Below are 17,148 nucleotides of genomic sequence, written 5' to 3' on the forward strand. Positions count from 1 at the left end.
ACAGCAGGGAGCGCTTCTTGCTGTACCTGCCGCATGCCACCGTTGCCGCCGCCGCGAGAACCCGCCATGACATCCGTCTCCGGACAGAAGATCTTTCGCATCCGCCGCGACTACAACGCCTGGGTCGCGAACGAAACGCTGGAGGACTACGCGCTGCGCTACACGCCGCGCAGCTTTCGCAAGTGGTCGGAGTTCCGCGTGGCCAACGCGGCCTTCGGCGCCACCTCGTTCCTGGCGCTGGAGGCCATCGGCGGCGCGATCGCGCTGAGCTACGGTTTCTCGAACGCGCTGTGGGCGATCCTGGTGGTGGGGCTCATCACCTTCCTCACGGGCCTGCCCATCTCGTACTACGCCGCGCGCCACGGCGTGGACATGGACCTCCTCACGCGCGGCGCGGGCTTCGGCTACCTGGGCTCCACGCTCACCTCGCTGATCTACGCGAGCTTCACCTTCATCTTCTTCGCGCTCGAAGCGGCCATCCTCGCGCTGGCGCTGCAGATGTACCTCGATTGGCCGCTGTGGCTGCTGTACCTGGTGTCGTCGATCGTGATCATTCCGCTGGTGGCGCGCGGCATCACGCTCATTTCGGGGCTGCAGTTGTGGACGCAGCCGATCTGGATCGTGCTGTTCGTCTGCCCCTTCATCGCGGTGATGGTGAAGAAGCCCGAGCTGTATGCCGACTTCACCGGCCTGGTGGGCCGCACCTCGGACAGCAGCGGCTTCGATCCGCTGATGTTCGGCGCTGCCGCCACGGTGGCCTTCTCGCTCGTGGTGCAGATCGGCGAGCAGGTCGACTACCTGCGCTTCCTGCCCGAGAAGACCGCCGCCAACCGCGGGCGCTGGTGGACGGCGGTGCTGGTCGCGGGGCCGGGCTGGATCGTGCCGGGCATGCTGAAGATGATGGGCGGCGCGTTCCTGGCCTTCCTGGCGCTGCAGCACGAGATACCGGCCAACCACGCGATCGAGCCCACGCAGATGTACCTCACGGGCTTTTCGTACGTGCTGCGCGACCCGGCGTGGGTGCTGGGCATCACGGTGCTGTTCGTGGTGGTCTCGCAGATGAAGATCAACCTGACCAACGCCTACGCAGGCTCGCTCGCGTGGTCGAACTTCTTCGCGCGGCTCACGCACAGCCACCCGGGGCGTGTGGTGTGGCTGGTGTTCAACGTGGCCATCGCCATCCTGCTGATGGCGCTGGGCGTGTTCGCCGCGCTGGAGCACGTGCTGGGCTTCTACAGCAACATCGCCATCGCCTGGGTCGGCGCGCTGGTGGCCGACCTGGTCATCAACAAGCCGCTGGGCTGGAGCCCGAAGACCATCGAGTTCAAGCGCGCGCACCTGTACGACATCAACCCCGTGGGCCTGGTCGCGATGCTGGTGGCGGCGGCGCTCGCGATGCTGGCCTACTCGGGCGCGCTGGGCCAGTGGGCGCGGGCCTTCTCGCCCTTCATCGCGCTGGCCACCGCCATGGCCGTGTCGCCGCTGCTGGCATGGCAGACGCGCGGACGCTACTACCTGGCGCGCACCGACATCGACCGCTGGACGCCCGGCCAGAGCGTGAAATGCTCGGTGTGCGACAACAGCTTCGAGTCGGAAGACATGGCGCACTGCCCGGCCTACAGCGCGCCGATCTGCTCGCTGTGCTGCACGCTCGAATCGCGCTGCCACGACCGCTGCAAGACCGACTCGCGCGCCGCCGAGCAGATGAGCGGCTGGCTGCAGGCGCTGCTGCCGCCCGCGCTGTCGGCGCGGCTGAACTTCCGCGTCGCGCATTACCTGCTGGTCGCCACCTCGCTGATCGCGCTGCTCGCCACCGTGGTCGGCGTGGTCTACGCGCAGGAGGCCATCGCGGGCACCATCGATTCGGCGATGGCGACGGCCTTTCTCAAAGTGTTCGCGCTGCTCTCGGTGATCGCCGCCGTGGCCGCGTGGTGGGTGGTGCTGGGCAGCGAGAGCCGGCAGATGGCGCAGGAAGAATCGAACCGCCACAACAACCTGCTGGCCCTGGAGATCGAAGCGCACCGCCGCACCGATGCCGCGCTGCAGACCGCCAAGGAAGCCGCCGAGGCCGCCAACCAGGCCAAGACCCGCTACGTGGCCGGCATGACGCACGAGCTGCGCACGCCGCTCAACAGCATCCTGGGCTACTCGCAGATCCTGCTCAAGGGCGGCGACGCGGCCCTGCCACCGCGCGAGGCGGTGCAGACCATCCACCGCAGCGGCGAGCACATGCTGGGCCTCATCGACGGGCTGCTCGACCTGGCGCGCATCGAGGCCGGCCGGCTGCAGCTGGAGCCCTCGCCGCTGGCGCTGCCGGCCTTTCTCGACCAGGTGGTGCAGATGGTGCGGCCGCAGGCCGAGGCCAAGGGCCTGGCGTTCGTCTACACGCATGCGGGCCGGCTGCCGCCGTGGGTGCATGCCGACGTGAAGTGGCTGCGCCAGATTCTCATCAACCTGCTGACCAACGCCGTGCGCTTCACCGACAGCGGCACCGTCACGCTGCACGTCGACGCGCGGCGCGAGGTGCTGCGCTTCGACGTGGTCGACACCGGCATCGGCGTGGCGCCGCAGGACCGCCAGCGCATCTTTTTGCCCTTCGAGCGCGGCGCCGCGGGCCGCCGGCGCGGCGAGCCGGGCACGGGGCTGGGTTTGACGATCACCGGGCTGCTCACTTCGCTGATGGGCGGCGAGCTCAAGCTGGCGTCGACCTCCTCGGCGGGCAGCACCTTCAGCGTGCGCGTGTACCTGCGTGAGGTGGCTGACCCCGGCCCGCAGGCGGGCTCACGCGAACCGGTGTCGGGCTACCTGGGCGAGCGCCGCACGCTGCTGGTGGTGGACGACCAGCCGGTGCAGCGCCAGATGCTCGCCGGCATGCTCGCACCGCTGGGCTTCACGGTGCGAGAGGCGGCCAGCGGCACCGAGTGCCTGGACAGCCTGCGCGAAGAGCTGCCCTCGGCCATCCTGCTGGACCTGACGATGGACGACATGGACGGCTGGCAGACCGCGCGCTCGGTGCGGGCCTCGGGCTTTGCCGAGCTGCCGATCATCATCGTCTCGGCCAACATGTTCGAGAACCAGACCGACCGGCTGCGCGCCGCGGGCTGCCAGGCCTTCGTGGGCAAGCCGGTGATCGAGTCGGAACTCATCGCCACGCTGGAGCGGCACCTGGGCCTCGAATGGCTGGCGATCGGCGACGCCCTGCCGCCGCCCGCCGACCCCGACACGAACCCGCCGCGCCTGCCCCTGCTCGCGCTCAACGAAGACGATCGCGCCGACCTCATGCGCCTGGTGCAGATGGGCCATGTGCGCGGCCTGCACACCGCGCTCGACCGGCTGGCCGCGGCCTCGCCCGCCGCGGCGGCCACCTGCACCTGGCTGCGCGGCATGGTCGCGCGCTTCGAACTCGACACCCTCCGCAACGCACTGGCAGAAGATGCAGACACTCCCCTCGCCCGGTCATGAATCCGAACGCCCCGTCGTGCTGGTGGTGGACGACGCCCCCAGCAGCCTGGGCATGCTGTGCGACACACTCGAGGCCAGCGGCTACACCGTGCTGGTGGCGGCCGACGGCGAGGCCGCGCTGCAGCGGCTCGAGCTGGTGGTGCCCGACGCGATATTGCTCGACGGCCTCATGCCCGGCCTCTCGGGCTTCGAGACCTGCCGGCGCATCAAGGCCAACGCGGCGCTGGCGCACATCCCGGTGCTGTTCATGACCGGCCTGTCGGAAACCGCGCACGTGGTCGAGGGCTTCGAGTGCGGCGGCGTCGACTACGTGGTGAAGCCGATCCGCGCGCAGGAGGTGCTGGCGCGGCTGCACACCCACACGCGCAACGCCCGCATCACGCGCATGGCGCGCGACGCGGTCGACGTAGCGGGCATGGGCGTGGTGTTCGTCGACACGCGCGGGCGCATCGCCTGGCGCTCGCCGCAGGCCGCGCTGTGGCTGCACGCGCTCGAAGACCCGGTGGCGCCGGGCCGCCTGCCCGCGTCGGTGGAGCCCGCGCTGGCGCCGGGTGCGTCGATCGCCATCGGCACCGCCACGGGCATGCGCCTGTCGGTGCGCAACCTGGGCGCGGCGGCGCTGGGCGAGACCATGCTGCTGTTCGCCCTCCAGCGCGAAGGCCCGGCCGCGCGCCTGGCCGACGCGGCCCTCACGCCGCGCGAGACCGAGGTGCTGTCCTGGCTCGCCAAGGGCAAGACCAACCGCGACATCGGCGAGATCCTGGGCACCAGCCCGCGCACGGTGAACAAGCACCTGGAGCACATCTTCGAGAAGCTGGGGGTGGAGACCCGCGCGGCGGCTGCAGCGCTGGCGAGCGGCATGTAAACCCCCACGGGGTAACCGCCCCCGCGGCACTGGGCTATCGCCCCCCAAAGGCGCCGATTGCGCTCAGAATGGGACAGCCACAGGAGAGAGACATGCTTTCAAGCCTGCTGACCTTCCCGCCCCGCGAAAGCGCCTACCGGCGCAAGTTCCTGAACAACACGGACGAGAACCTCTTCATGGGGTCGTTCGAGAGCTTCGAGGCGGCCGAGGCCGGCGCGCCGCCCTCCAAGGCCATCGGCTACGCCAACGCCGACGCGGGCGAGCTCTACAGCCCGCAGATCTATTTCTACGACTACCCCGGCCTCTTCTGGCTGGGCCGCTCCATCGATGCGGGCCTCACGCGCGTGTTCGACCTGGGCGGGCACGTCGGCATCAAGTACTACGCCTTCCGGCGCGTGCTGAGCTACCCCGACACCCTGCGCTGGACCGTGTGCGACGTGCCCGGCGTGGTCGAGAGCGGCCGCGCGATGGCCGTCAAGCGCGAGGCGACCGCGCAACTGAGCTTCACCACCGACTACCGCGACGCGAGCGGCTGCGACGTGCTGTACGTGTCGGGCAGCCTGCAGTACCTGCCGGTGCGCATGGACGCGATTCTTTCCGCGCTCGCCGTGAAGCCCCGGCGCATCGTCATGAACACCACGGCCGTGCACCCCGAGCGCACGATCTACACGCTCAACAGCATCGGCGTGGCCGTGTGCGCCTACCGCATCCAGCACCACGACGAGCTGCTGGCCGACCTGGCACGCTCCGGCTACCGCAAGCGCGACGTGTGGCGCAACGAGGGCAAGCCGATCGAGGTGCCCTTCGTCGATGGCGGCGACAAGCCGTACTACGCGGGCTGCTGCTTCGACCTGATCGCCTGATTCGACCTCGTCGCCTTGCGGGTGCCGCCCTATCGCACCTCGTAGTCTTCCATCGGCTTGTCGCTGGGGTTGGCCCAGGCGGCCCTGGTCAGGGCGCTGGCCGGCAGTCCCACCTTCGCGCCGTGCGGCGCAATGGGCTGCATGAACCACTTGTCGTAGATCCGCGCGGCGTCCCCGCTCCTTGCCAACGCCAGGACGCTTTGATCGACCAGCTTCTTGAACGCGGCATCGCCCTTGGGAATCATGATCGCGATCGGCTCGACGCTGAGCACCTGGTCGAGCAACCGGTACTGCGCCGGCTCCTTGCTCCTGGAAATCAAGGTGGCAAGGATCTGCCCGTCGGCGACGAAGCCCTCTGCGCGGCCCGATTCGAGCAGCAGGAACCCTTCGCTGTTGTCCTTGGCGTACACCTGCGCGATCTCAGGGGCGTTGTCGCGCTTGAGTTTTCTCAGCAGCTGGACGGAGGTGCTCCCCGTCGTGACGGCCACCGCCTTGCCGGCGAGCTGGGCCGCAGAAGCAACGCCGGATGTCGCCTTGACCGCGATGCGAACCCCCTCGACATAGAGCGTCGGGGCGAACGCGACGTCTTTCTGGCGCGCCGCATTGTTGGTCGTGGTGCCGCACTCGATGTCGACCGTTCCGTTCTGCACGAGCGGCATGCGGTTCTGCGGCGTGACGAGCTGGTACTTCACGTGGATCTTGCCGATCTGCAACGCCTTCCCGATGTCGGCAATGACACGTTCGCAGACCTCGACGTGAAAGCCCGTGTAGCTGCCGGGCCCCAGCGTGAAGGACATGGCGCCCGAGGCGTCGCGCACGCCCATGGTGATGGCGCCGGACTCCCTGATCTTCTTCAGCACGTCGGTTTGGGCGGATGCACGCCCGGCGCACAGCAGGAGCGCCGCGGCCGTTGCGGCCGCCAGAAGGCAGTGGGTTGTTTTCACGTCGGCGCTTTCAGACGGCGAACAGCGAATCCAGGTCCGCAAAGGACTTCAGCTCGATGGCGTTGCCCGACGGGTCGAGAAAGAACATCGTCGCCTGTTCGCCGGGCTCGCCCTTGAACCGGATGTAGGGCTCGATCACGAATTTCGTCTGGCGTGCGATGAGCTTGTCGGCCATTGCCTGCCACAGGTCCATCGGCAGCACGGCGCCGAAGTGACGCACAGGCACGTCATGGCCGTCCACGGCGCTGTGCGTCTTGTGGCCGCATTCGTCGGGCGCCAGGTGCGCCACGATCTGGTGGCCGTGGAAGTTGAAGTCGACCCACTCGGTCGAACTGCGGCCTTCGGGACATTCGAGCAACTCGCCGTAGAAGGCGCGCGCCTCGGCGATGTCGCGCACGGGAAAGGCCAGGTGGAACGGGATGCGTGCAGTGGGGGTGCTCATGGGGTTCATCGATCAAGGAGTTCAGGGTGAGCAAACTCTAAGCAGCGGGCCACATAACCGAAAACGATATATTTCATCGCTGAGCACCACCCATTTCGATGAATCCCGAATGATCACCGAGCTTCGAACCTTCATCGCCGTGTGTCGCCACGGCACATTCGCCGCGGCGGGAGAGCGCATCGGCCTCACGCAATCGGCCGTCAGCAGCCAGATCAAGCGGCTCGAGGAATCCCTGGGGTTCCCGCTTTTCGACCGCACAGGCCGCTCTGCCACCTTGAATGCGGCGGGCGAGACCACGCTGGGACGGGCGGAAGAAATCTGCGGCCTCTACGCCAAGCTCGGCGAGCTGCCCGACGACGCTGCGAATGCCGGGCTGCTGCGCATCGGCGCCATTGCGTCCGCGCAGCCGACACTGGTGGCGCGGGCGCTCGAAAAATTGCGCGCCGGCTTCCCCCTGCTGCGCGTGCACATCTCGCCCGGCGTGTCGATGCGGCTGATGGACGACCTGGACGCCGGCAGCATCGATGCGGCCGTGATCATCCGGCCGCCTTTCGGCATTCTTCCCGAGCTGACCTGGCAGACTCTGGTGCGCGAGCCCTATGTGCTCATTGCCCCCGCGAGCGTGCCGGGCAGGAACTGGCGCACGCTGCTGCAGGAACAGCCGTTCCTGCGCTACGACCGCGCATCGTTCGGCGGGCGCATGGTCGAACGATTCCTCCAGCGCGAAGGCCTCGTGGTCAACGACGCCATCGAGGTCGACGAAATCTCCGGGCTCATCCACCTGGCCTCCAAGGGCCTGGGCGTTGCGCTCGTGCCGTGGGTCGAGGCCCACTTGCCGCTGCCGCCGGGCGTGCGCATGCTGTCCCTCGGCGAGGCCACGTTCCATCGCGAGATCGGCCTCCTGCAGCGCAAGCCACGCGCCAGCCCGCCCCTCGTCGCGCAGTTTGCGCAGTGTCTGCGGGACGCGGCCGAACCCGCGAAGGCGGGGCGAAAGAAAGCCTTGACGACCTCCAAAAAGATATTAGAGTGATATCACTTTCAACAGGAGGCATTCATGCACGAGCAGACCCCGTCCATCCCTCGCCCGGTCCGCAGGGAGCGGCCGTACCGGTCCGTCAACGGATACGGCATCGTTGCCGTGGCGCTGCTGATCCTTGCGGTCGGCGCCTGGGTTCTCGTGCGGCGGATGATGCCGCTGCCCCTGAGCATCTTGCTGATCGTCGTCGGCGTCTCGCTGCTGCCGGGGCTGTACATGCTCAAGCCCAACGAGGGCATCATCCTCACGCTCTTCGGCAAGTACCAGGGCACCGACCGCAGCGAGGGCTTGCGCTGGACCAACCCGTTCCAGGCCGGCCAGAAAATCTCGCTGCGCGCGCGCAACCTGAACACGCCGCCGCTGAAGGTGAACGACAAGCGCGGCAACCCGGTGGAGATCGGCGCGGCCGTGGTCTGGCGCGTGCACGACACGGCGCAGGCCGTGTTCGAGATCGACGACTACAACAAGTTCGTCGCCATCCAGTCCGAAGCCGCCATCCGCCACCTGGCCACGCTCTACGCCTACGACAGCGGCGACGACCTGCAGAGCGACGAGGTCACGCTGCGCGCTGGGCTCGACGTGGTGGCCGACGCCCTCAAGGCCGAGCTGAACCAGCGCTTTGCCAGCGCCGGCGTCGAGGTGCTCGACGCCAAGCTCACCCACCTGGCCTATGCGCCCGAGATCGCCCAGGTGATGTTGCGGCGCCAGCAGGCCGTGGCCATCGTGAGCGCGCGGCACCAGATCGTGGCGGGCGCGGTGGGCATGGTCGAGGCCGCCCTCAAGGGGCTGTCGGAGCGCAACCTCGTCGTGCTCGACGACGAACGCAAGGCCTCGATGGTGTCGAACCTGCTGGTGGTACTGTGCTCGGACCGCGAAACCCAGCCCGTGGTCAACACGGGCACGCTCTATACCTGATGCATCCACGGCTCCCGTTCACCGCCGCCACGTCGTTGTTCCCTGATGGCCAGTCCCGGTAAGAAGTCCTACCCGCTGCGCATCGATCCGGCCCTGTGGGCCGAGATCGAGCGGCTGGCGGCCCAGGAGCTGCGCAGCGCGAACGCGCAGGTCGAGTTCCTGCTGCGCGAAGGGCTGGCGAAGCGGGGGCGGCTGCCGGCGGCGGCTGCGCCCGTCAAGGACGCGGACCCGCCCAAGCCGCCGCGCGAAAAATAGGTCGCTGCAGAAGGCCGGTCAACGCGATAGGATCATCGTTCCTTTCGGGCATGTGGCCGCCGTGAGCGCACTGCGCAAAGGCATCGGCGGGGACAAGCTGCTCCGCGCCGGAGATCAACTCTGAAGACATGCCATGACCGTCTGCCCCCCTGAGCCGCATGCCGATTCGAGCCTTTCGTCCGAATTCCTGCTCGGCATGAGCTGGATGAAGGCGTTGCCTGCATCGGTCAGTGACCGCATTCTTGCGGACGCCTACACCACAATCCACGATGCGCACGCGGTGGTGGCCCGCCGAGGCCGGCACGTCGACTCATGGATCGGTGTCGCAAGCGGTTTGTTGAAGGTGGTCGTCGACTTTGAAAGCGGCAAGTCGGTGCTGTTCACCGGCATCCCGGAAGGCAGCTGGGTTGGCGAGGGCTCCGTCCTCAAGCGCGAGATTCGCCACTACGACCTCGTCGCGATGCGTCCGAGCCGCGTGGTGCACATTCCTCGCGCCACCTTTCATTGGCTGTTGACGGTCAGCTTCGACTTCAACCGCTTCATCATCGACCACCTCAACGAGCGTCTCGCCCAGTTCATGGCCACGGTGCAGACGGACCGGATGATCGACCCGGTCTCGCGTCTGTGCCGTTCCATCGTCGGCCTGTACAACCCGGTGCTGTATCCGACCCGGACGGCCGTGCTCGACATGTCGCAGGAAGAACTCGGTGAACTGGCCGGGCTCACGCGCCAGCGCACCAACTACGCCATCCAGTCGCTCGTCGCAGAGGGCCTGGTGCAACCGCAGTACGGCGCACTGCTGGTGCGCGACCTGGAAGGCCTTCGTCACCGCAGTGCGAACGGCGCGTGATGGCCCCCTGCCCACGGCAGCACAAGAACGGCAAGCCCGCGAAGGCTGGCGAACCGGCCCTGGCGAGCAAGACGCACCGCGCTGGATCCCTGCGGGTGCGGTCCAGAGCCGCAAGGGCCCTCGAGCAGCGTGCTACTGCGGCCTCGAGATCGGTGCCACCGGCAATTCAATGAACGACAACTGCGTCGGTCCGTGCAGCAATGTCTGGTTCGCCACCACGAAGTCACTGGTGGTGTTGTTGTCCGCGCCGGTGTTCAGGTTCCTAGCGTAAAGCGGAAAGTTCGACGACGAGATCTGAACCCGGATGCGGTGCCCCTTGGGCAAGACCATGGCCGTGTTCCCCACTTCGAGATCGAACTGGTAGGGCGTGTTGGGCTCGATCAACGAAGGCTTCAACTTCGATCCGACCCGATAGCGTGCCCGCACGATCCGGTCGACGATGTTGTGGGTCTGCCCGTCGGGTCGCACGTCGACCAGCTTGACCGTGAAGTCGGTGTCCTTTGCCGAGGTCATCGCCCAGAACGAGGCCTTCACCATGCCGACCACCGGTACGTCGGCCGCCAAGGGAGCACTGGTGTAGACCAGCACGTCTTGCCGTGCCTCGACCGCTGCTTGTTCTCGCGCGCCACCCGGCACGCGCACGGCGTCGCAGCAGATGTTGCCGCCGACGGTCGGTACAGGCTTCGCCGGGTCGTAGACAAAGCGGTCACGGTCTGCCGTTCCCAGCTTCGAGGCATCGGTGGTCAGGATGCCGTCTCCCGATCGCGTGTTGGCACTTCCGTTGCTCGACATGAAGTATTTCACCTGTTGGGTGCCGGGCAGCGGGAAGTCGTCCCCGCTGGCCCAGAAGCCGCTTCCGGCCGCGCCGCTGTCAGGCGGCACCATCACGTAGATTCGGGCATTGGGTTCCTTGTCGGCGCCGCTGTCGATGCCCTTGAGGTGCAGGTCGAAGAAGCGCTTCTCGATCAACGCATCGGGCTGTGTGTCCGAGCCGAACGACGGTGTGCGGGTGTCGGGCGAATGCCCATACGCGTTCCACACGAATTTCGAACCGCTTCTGGCCGTGGCGGTGCCGGCGCCCACACGCATACCCTGGTAGCTCCTGACCGATCCCACGTTGAAAAGATCGTACGAGGCACCCGTCACCAAAGCCGGGACCTTGACGTTCGCATAGTTGGCCTCGACGTCCATCTTCTTCCAGTAGTCGTCGTAGTCAGGATGCGCCAGCCATTCGTAGAAGTAGGGCTGGTGTGCCTTGAACTGCGGGATGCCGGTCAGCGGCAGCGTGGCCGCCCAGGACGGCATGTCGTCCAGCGAAGCGTTCCATGCCGACACCTGCGCATCGATCTCTGTCTTTGGCGTTCTTGCCGCCTGGCCTGCGCGAATGATCTGGTCCGGCCCGAACCACGCGGCGATCCAGCTGATATTGAACCAGGGGCTGAAGACCCCGTTCACATAGGTCCAGTTGTCGTGATAGTCGGACCCCGTGATCGTGGGCGCTATCGCCGCGAGGTGAGGTGGACTTTTGATCGCTGTCTGCCATTGCGTGAATCCCAGATAGGAGCGACCCGTCATGCCGACCTTGCCCGTGGACCACGGCTGCGTTCATGCCCATTCCACGGCGTCGTAGCCGTCGTCCGCTTCCTGCGTCATCAGGCCGAACTTTCCCTCCGAGGTGATGGTGCCCCGCACGGATTGCGAGACCACCGCGTACCCATGCGGCACCAGGCTCAAGCTGCCAAAAATCGCCACCGCCCCGCTGAAGCAGCGGCCTCCATCCGCACGGCGTGCATAGGGGTCGCGCATCAGGACCACCGGCAGCTTGCCAGCCTCGCCTTCCGGCCTGTAGATCTGCGTCGTGAGCTTGACGCCATCGCGCATGGGGACCATCACCTCTTCGCAGGTGATCTTCGGATACTGTTCCGACGTGTGCAGTGTGGGAGGTGGGTCGGGAGGCAAATCGGAAGACGCAGTGGAAGGCGCAGGCAGAAGCAGGAAGGGAGGCGCGGTGGAGCCGCTGCCCCCGCCGCATCCCCAGAGGAACAGGGAAGCGCATGCCGCGAGAAGGCCGCGTGTGGTGCGTGATCTGACGCTTTTCATCATGTCTCCTTGGAGTTTTTCAAACGATCCATCTGAAATTCGACATCGCCCGCTCCAGCCGCAAGCACGCGATGGAGGCAACACAAAGACGCCGTGATGGCGCTTCACGAGGGCTCGAAGAAGCGTAGTCAGAGTCCCCAAACGCAACTATCCGCACGAGGACAATGTGCGATCGGCCTTCGCGGTGTTTTCCCTAGGGCTCGGTTGAAACCACCGTGGATCACGGCGCCCGACTCGACCCGTGACGCTGGTAGTAACCCGGAATTTCCTGAAGGCCGATTGACAGCCTCGGCCCCTACGATGGCACGGCACGATCTTCAGGAGACACACGCCGTGACAGCCTTCGCCTTCCCCCGTTCCGCCCTGACCCGCCGCGCCGCCCTGGCGCTGGCCGCCTCCTTCGCGCTCGCCGGTTGCGTCAGCACACCACCCGCCGCCACAGGCGACATCCACGTCATGACCTCCGGCGGCTTCACCGCCGCCTACAACGAGCTGCGCCCCGGCTTCGAGCGCAGCACCGGCCGCAGCGTGAAGACGGCCTACGGCGCGTCGATGGGCAACGCCAGCGACTCGATTCCCAGCCGCCTCGGCCGCAATGAACCCGCCGACGTGGTGATCCTGGCCCGCCCCGCGCTCGATGCGCTGGTGGCGCAGGGCAAGGTGGTGGCGGGCAGCCAGGTCGACCTGGTGCGCTCGTCGATCGGCTTCGCGGTGCGCAAGGGCGCGCCCAAGCCCGACATCGGCACGGTCGATGCGCTCAAGCGCACGCTGCTCGCGGCGCCGTCGATCGCCTACTCGGCAAGCGCGAGCGGCACCTACTACGAGACCGAGCTGCTCAAGACGCTGGGCATCGAAGACCAGGTGAAGCCCAAGAGCAAGCGCATCTTGAGCGAGCGCGTGGGCACGGTGGTGGCGCGCGGCGACGCGGCCCTCGGCCTGCAGCAGGTGAGCGAGCTGCTGCCCATCGAGGGCATCGACTACATCGGCCCGCTGCCCGCCGAGGTGCAGCGCGTGACGGTGTTCTCGGCCGGCGTGGCCACGGCCTCGAAGCAGCCGGAGGCGGCGCGCCAGCTGATCCGCTACCTCAACGCGCCGGCCGCGGCGCCGACGATCGCGAAGACGGGGCTGGAGCCCCTGTCGGCACGCTGAGCCGGCGCCCCACGGCCCGTAAACTGGCGCCCTTCATCCCCTCCTTCCTCTTTCCGACGAACGGACGCCATGACCACTTCGCCTTCTTCCGCCCTCGTGGCCGCCTTCGCGCCCAGCGGCATGCTGCGCGCCTCGATCAACCTCGGCAACCCGATCCTCGCCAACAAGGACGCCACCACGGGCGAACCCGTCGGCGTGTCGATCGACCTGGCCCGCGAGTTCGCGCGGCGCCTTGGCGTGGGCATCGAGCTGGTGGTGTTCGAGAAGGCCGCGGCCTCGGTGGACGCGGTGAAGAACGAGAAGGCCGACATCGGCTTCTTCGCGGTCGATCCGGCGCGCAGCGAAGGGCTGCGCTTCACGGCGCCTTACGTGCTGATCGAAGGCAGCTACCTCGTGCCCGAATCTTCTGCGCTGACCGACAACGCGCAGGTCGATGCCGCAGGCCACCGCATCTCGGTCGGCTCTGGGAGCGCCTACGACCTGTTCCTCACGCGCGAGATCAAGGCGGCCGAGATCGTGCGCCTTCAGGGCGCTGGCCCTGCGCTCGCGGCATTGCGCGCAGGCGAGGTCGAGGTGGCGGCGGGCATCCGCCAACTGCTCGAAGGCGAAGCGGCCCGCGCACCGGGGGTGCGTGTGCTGCCGGGGCGCTTCATGGTGATCCAGCAGGCGATGGGCACGCCTGCCAGCCGGGGGGCCGAGGCGCAGGCGCTGCTCTCTTCCTTTGTCGAGGAGATGAAGGCTTCTGGCTTCGTGGCCGATGCGTTGAAACGCCATCGCATCGAGGGCGCGATCGTTGCGCCGTAACTAGGCGCTCTTGTTCAGGGCGCGTGCACAGGCCACCGGGTACTTCCCTCCGCGAATGTCCCCCGGCCTTCGGCCTCCTCCTTGATTTCGCTGCGGGAAGCACCCAGTGTCCTGCGCCCGCTAGGCGCTGTCGTGGTGCTGGCCTCTCAAAGCTTATGCGCTTCCACAGGCCCCTGCGAATAGAACAGGAAGTAGCCCGTCTGCGTCTTGAAGCCGTTCTTCTGCCACCCGGGCGGCACCTTGAAGATGCCGAGCTGGTCGCTCGAGATGCCGACGAAGGACGTGTTCTCCGTGTCGGTGGTGATGCGGCTCCAGCGCTCGCGCGTCACCGGCTGCAGCTGCATCTTCGGTTCGCTCCACTCGGGTGTGCGCACCTTGTCGCGCATGATGTAGCGGTCGCCGTCGCGCTCGATCTTGACGACCTCCTTGAGCACGCCGTTGCGTTCGACGGCGTAGACGCCGACCAGTTCGGTCTCGGGCCCGCCGCGCGCGCCGCAGGCCGAGAGCAGTGACACGCAGGCCACTGCCAGCAAAGAGTTCAGAAGAGTGTTCATGGGATTCGAATGAAGTGACGCATGCGCCGCCGGGCGGCGCATGCGGGGTTCACGAAAGAAGGTTCGGTTCCATCCGACTCAACGCTTCTGGTTCTCGCGCAGCGGCAGCTTGCCCTGGAAGCGCAGCGCGTGCGGGTACTCTTCCTTGCCGCCCGCCTCCACCGCCGCCATCTTCTGCTGGCTCAGCTGCGTCTTGGCGAGCAGCGGCGCCGGCAGGTTGAGCACGCCCTTGATCTGGTCGTACTGCGCCTGCGTGATACGCCCCACGCCCAGCAGGCGGAAGGCATCGCGCTCGATGTTCAGCAGCAGCGGTTTGTTGCCCGCGAAGTTCTGCACCTTGGCCAGCAGGTTGCTCCACGAGGGCGCGCTGTAGTTGCTCACGTAGTAGTCCTGCCCCGTCGGCCCGGCGAGCACCGCGGTGCAGCCCGGCAGCTCGACCTGCGTGGCGTTGTTCGACATCACGAAGGTCTCGCGCTTTTCCATTGCGTCGCCGTACGCCAGCGTGACGGGAATGGTCCACGTCGAGGCCGGGAACTGGTTCTGGTTGGGGAACGACTCCTGCGTGATGTTCACGTAGGTGCGGTCGCCGGCGCACTGCGCATCGACCGTGAGCAGCGGAATGCCGGTCTGGCGGATGAAGCTGTCGCCGATCTCGCTCACCTTCTTGCCACCGGCCGCCTTCTCCAGCGAGGTCCACAGCCGCGTGGGCGTGACGTTGCCGAACGCGTAGTCCTTCAGGTAGATCTGCAGGCCCTTCTGCATCGCCTCTTCGCCGATGTAGTTCTGCACCATCTCCAGCACGTGGCTGCCCTTGTTGTAGACAAAGATCGCCGGGCTGATGAAGCCGAAGGAGCCCGCGTCGTTCAGGTTGCGCTGCACCGGCACGGCCGACGGCTTCAGGTCGGCCACGATCACGTTGTGCTTGTCGAGCACGTAGTCGGAGAAGCTGTAGTACTCGGGATGGAACTTGATCGTGGTGCGCCGTTCGAACCAGCGCGCGAACGACTCGTTGAGCCACACGTTGTCCCACCAGTCGAGCGTGACGAGGTCGCCGAACCACTGATGCGCCACCTCGTGCGTGACCACGGTCACCGAGTACAGCGTGGGCTTGTCGCCGGGCTTGGTGAGCACCGCATCGGCAAACTCGAAGATCGCGCCCCAGTTCTCCATGCCGCCGAAGCCGGTGTTGGGCTTGTTGTCGTAGCTGTCGTTGGCGGCCACGGTGTCGAACTTCTTGAAGGGCAGCGAGATGCCGGTGTACTTGTAGTAGTAGTCCATCGAGACCTTGGTCCACTCCATCGCGAACTTGGCCCAGTCGGAGCGGCCCGGCGGCGTGAACCAGCGCAGCGCCATGTCGCTGCCGTCCAGCGGGTTCTTGAAGGTGTCGGCCAGGATGTCGAACTTGCCGCCGCCGAAGAAGGCCAGGTACATCGGCATCGAAGGCGTCTTCTCGAAGGCCACGCGCTGGTAGCCGTCGGGCAGTTTCACGGCCTCGGTCTGCGCGCCGTTGGACACGGTCTTCCAGTCACCCGGCACCTCGGCCGAGATCTCGAAGGTGTGGCGGAAGGCCGGCTCGTCCCAGCCCGGGAACCACTGGCGCGCAAAGTTGGTTTCGCCCTGCGTCACGATGGCGTCGCTGCTCACGCCCTCGGGCGTGGAAAGGCCCACCTTGAAGATGCCCGACGCGGCCGAGCACAGCGGGTTCTTCGCCATCACTTCCGGCGTGCAGTACTCGGCGTCGGAGAACTGGATCTTGCCGTCCCACTCCATGTGCAGCAGGTACTTGCCCTTGGCGATCTGGCCGTCGTTCAGGCGCAGCTGCACGAAGTCGCCACGCGTCTGCGGCGTGGGAATCAGCGGGATCGCCTCGCCCGGCTTGGACACCTTGCGCAGCGTGGTGCGCCCGCGCGCAAAGTTGAGGTCGTGCGCGGCGACGACGATGGCGTCGACCGGCTTGAGCACGTCGATCTCCACGTCGGCGCGGCCCACGAACGTCTTGAGCGCCGCATCGGGGCGGAACCACAGCTTGTAGTTCACGGGCCAGACCGTGTCGGGCAGCTCCATCGGCCGGGCCGAACGATCGACCGCGGCCACCGCCGATTCGGGTGCGGCGGGCACGCCGTCGTCGGGGGTCTTCTTGGTGGTGTCGCCGCTGTCGGCCGCGGGCGCGTTGGCCAGCGACGGCGCGTTCAGGCCGGTGCCGCCGAACGATGCGCCACCGCCGCTGTCTCCGCCGCCGCCGCAGGCCGTCAGCGCGGCAAGGGTCACGGCCGTGAGGGCCAGGCAATGAACGACAGGTGTATTCAGTGATTTCATGATCGCCTCTGGGTACTCTTGGTAAGGAACATGCGCCGCACCGCAGGCACCGGCGGATAGCCGGCGATGCGCGTGACGCGCGCGGGATGAGTGGAACGACAGATCAACAGGAAATGCGGGCAGCACAGCGCCCTCCCGGCGAACAAACCGTTCGTCAGGAACGCAGGCTCAGGCCGGACCGCACCGCGTGTGCTGCGGTGGTCCCAGAATGCGCGGGGCGAGCGGCGCCATTCCCGTCAGGACGCGGGGTGTGGGGGGAGCGTGTGAACGCGGTGGGGTGTCGCGGGCCGGGCTCAGTGCCCGTGCATCGACGCGATGCGTTCACCCGTCAGGTGAACGGCCGGGGCCATGGCGAAAGCGATGGCGACGGCAAGACTGGCTGCGGCTCTTGTGGTTGATTTCACGCGCATTCCCTCGTCCGTTGAAGTGCACGCAGTTGTAGCTGATCGATGCAATGAGCTCAACGATCCGCGGAACTTTTCTCTCTCCAATTGTTCGCGCGCGATAGGCCGAATGGCGTCATGGCATGCAACGCATGCCATGCACTACGAAGATGGTTCTGCGACCGAAACACCTGCTCACGCAGATGACAA

Annotated in this window: 13 protein-coding genes and 1 pseudogene; 9 read left to right on the top strand and 5 right to left on the bottom strand. The window is 67.0% G+C overall.

Annotated elements, in window-relative coordinates:
- Window positions 1-66: 66 nt before the first annotated feature.
- The 3 genes from AC57B8_RS27630 to AC57B8_RS27640 all read left to right on the top strand — a co-directional run bounded on the left by AC57B8_RS27630 (window position 67) and on the right by AC57B8_RS27640 (window position 5,190).
- Window positions 67-3,462, top strand: coding sequence for a hybrid sensor histidine kinase/response regulator (locus AC57B8_RS27630; protein WP_496481341.1), 3,396 nt, complete (start codon window positions 67-69; stop codon window positions 3,460-3,462).
- Window positions 3,434-4,327, top strand: coding sequence for a response regulator transcription factor (locus AC57B8_RS27635; protein ID WP_307693863.1), 894 nt, complete (start codon window positions 3,434-3,436; stop codon window positions 4,325-4,327). Before AC57B8_RS27630 ends, AC57B8_RS27635 begins: the two co-directional genes overlap by 29 nt.
- A 92-nt stretch (window positions 4,328-4,419) precedes the next feature.
- Window positions 4,420-5,190, top strand: a complete 771-nt coding sequence (locus AC57B8_RS27640; RefSeq protein ID WP_496481342.1) for a TIGR04325 family methyltransferase — start codon at window positions 4,420-4,422, stop codon at window positions 5,188-5,190.
- Window positions 5,191-5,219: 29 nt separating this feature from the next.
- On the opposite strand, the gene AC57B8_RS27645 is transcribed toward AC57B8_RS27640, so the two are convergent.
- Complete coding sequence (locus AC57B8_RS27645) at window positions 5,220-6,050, bottom strand: amino acid ABC transporter substrate-binding protein (protein ID WP_496481343.1); 831 nt, start codon at window positions 6,048-6,050, stop codon at window positions 5,220-5,222.
- Window positions 6,051-6,144: 94 nt separating this feature from the next.
- A complete protein-coding gene (locus AC57B8_RS27650; protein WP_062474623.1) occupies window positions 6,145-6,576 on the bottom strand; it encodes a VOC family protein in 432 nt (143 codons plus the stop codon).
- Between the two features lie 109 nt (window positions 6,577-6,685).
- Between AC57B8_RS27650 and AC57B8_RS27655 the strand changes: the two genes are divergently transcribed.
- The 4 genes from AC57B8_RS27655 to AC57B8_RS27670 all read left to right on the top strand — a co-directional run bounded on the left by AC57B8_RS27655 (window position 6,686) and on the right by AC57B8_RS27670 (window position 9,632).
- Window positions 6,686-7,606 carry a LysR family transcriptional regulator gene (locus AC57B8_RS27655; RefSeq protein WP_062474621.1) on the top strand — a complete coding sequence of 307 codons (921 nt, stop codon included), beginning with the start codon at window positions 6,686-6,688 and terminating at the stop codon, window positions 7,604-7,606.
- 24 nt (window positions 7,607-7,630) lie between these two features.
- The gene (locus tag AC57B8_RS27660; protein ID WP_095744991.1) at window positions 7,631-8,527 is read left to right on the top strand and encodes an SPFH domain-containing protein; all 897 of its coding nucleotides are present in this window, start codon (window positions 7,631-7,633) and stop codon (window positions 8,525-8,527) included.
- 45 nt (window positions 8,528-8,572) lie between these two features.
- On the top strand, window positions 8,573-8,782 hold the full coding sequence (locus AC57B8_RS27665; protein ID WP_496481344.1) for a type II toxin-antitoxin system antitoxin: 210 nt from the start codon (window positions 8,573-8,575) through the stop codon (window positions 8,780-8,782).
- Window positions 8,783-8,915: 133 nt separating this feature from the next.
- Complete coding sequence (locus AC57B8_RS27670) at window positions 8,916-9,632, top strand: Crp/Fnr family transcriptional regulator (RefSeq protein ID WP_095947560.1); 717 nt, start codon at window positions 8,916-8,918, stop codon at window positions 9,630-9,632.
- 132 nt (window positions 9,633-9,764) lie between these two features.
- On the opposite strand, the pseudogene AC57B8_RS27675 reads toward AC57B8_RS27670, so the two are convergent.
- Window positions 9,765-11,735: pseudogene (locus AC57B8_RS27675) on the bottom strand (CocE/NonD family hydrolase).
- A gap of 297 nt (window positions 11,736-12,032) precedes the next feature.
- Between AC57B8_RS27675 and AC57B8_RS27680 the strand changes: the two are divergent.
- Window positions 12,033-12,881 carry a substrate-binding domain-containing protein gene (locus AC57B8_RS27680; RefSeq protein WP_495261746.1) on the top strand — a complete coding sequence of 283 codons (849 nt, stop codon included), beginning with the start codon at window positions 12,033-12,035 and terminating at the stop codon, window positions 12,879-12,881.
- A gap of 69 nt (window positions 12,882-12,950) precedes the next feature.
- Window positions 12,951-13,685 carry a transporter substrate-binding domain-containing protein gene (locus tag AC57B8_RS27685; RefSeq protein WP_496481345.1) on the top strand — a complete coding sequence of 245 codons (735 nt, stop codon included), beginning with the start codon at window positions 12,951-12,953 and terminating at the stop codon, window positions 13,683-13,685.
- 146 nt (window positions 13,686-13,831) lie between these two features.
- Here AC57B8_RS27685 and AC57B8_RS27690 read toward each other — a convergent pair whose 3' ends face one another.
- Both AC57B8_RS27690 and AC57B8_RS27695 read right to left on the bottom strand, forming a co-directional pair.
- Window positions 13,832-14,239 carry a hypothetical protein gene (locus AC57B8_RS27690; protein ID WP_487847160.1) on the bottom strand — a complete coding sequence of 136 codons (408 nt, stop codon included), beginning with the start codon at window positions 14,237-14,239 and terminating at the stop codon, window positions 13,832-13,834.
- Window positions 14,240-14,317: 78 nt separating this feature from the next.
- Entirely contained in the window at window positions 14,318-16,555 is a 2,238-nt protein-coding gene (locus AC57B8_RS27695; protein ID WP_496481346.1) for a M1 family metallopeptidase, read from the bottom strand.
- Window positions 16,556-17,148: the final 593 nt, after the last annotated feature.

It is taken from the genome of Variovorax sp. BGA-UO-ETr-C22 (assembly GCF_059567965.1).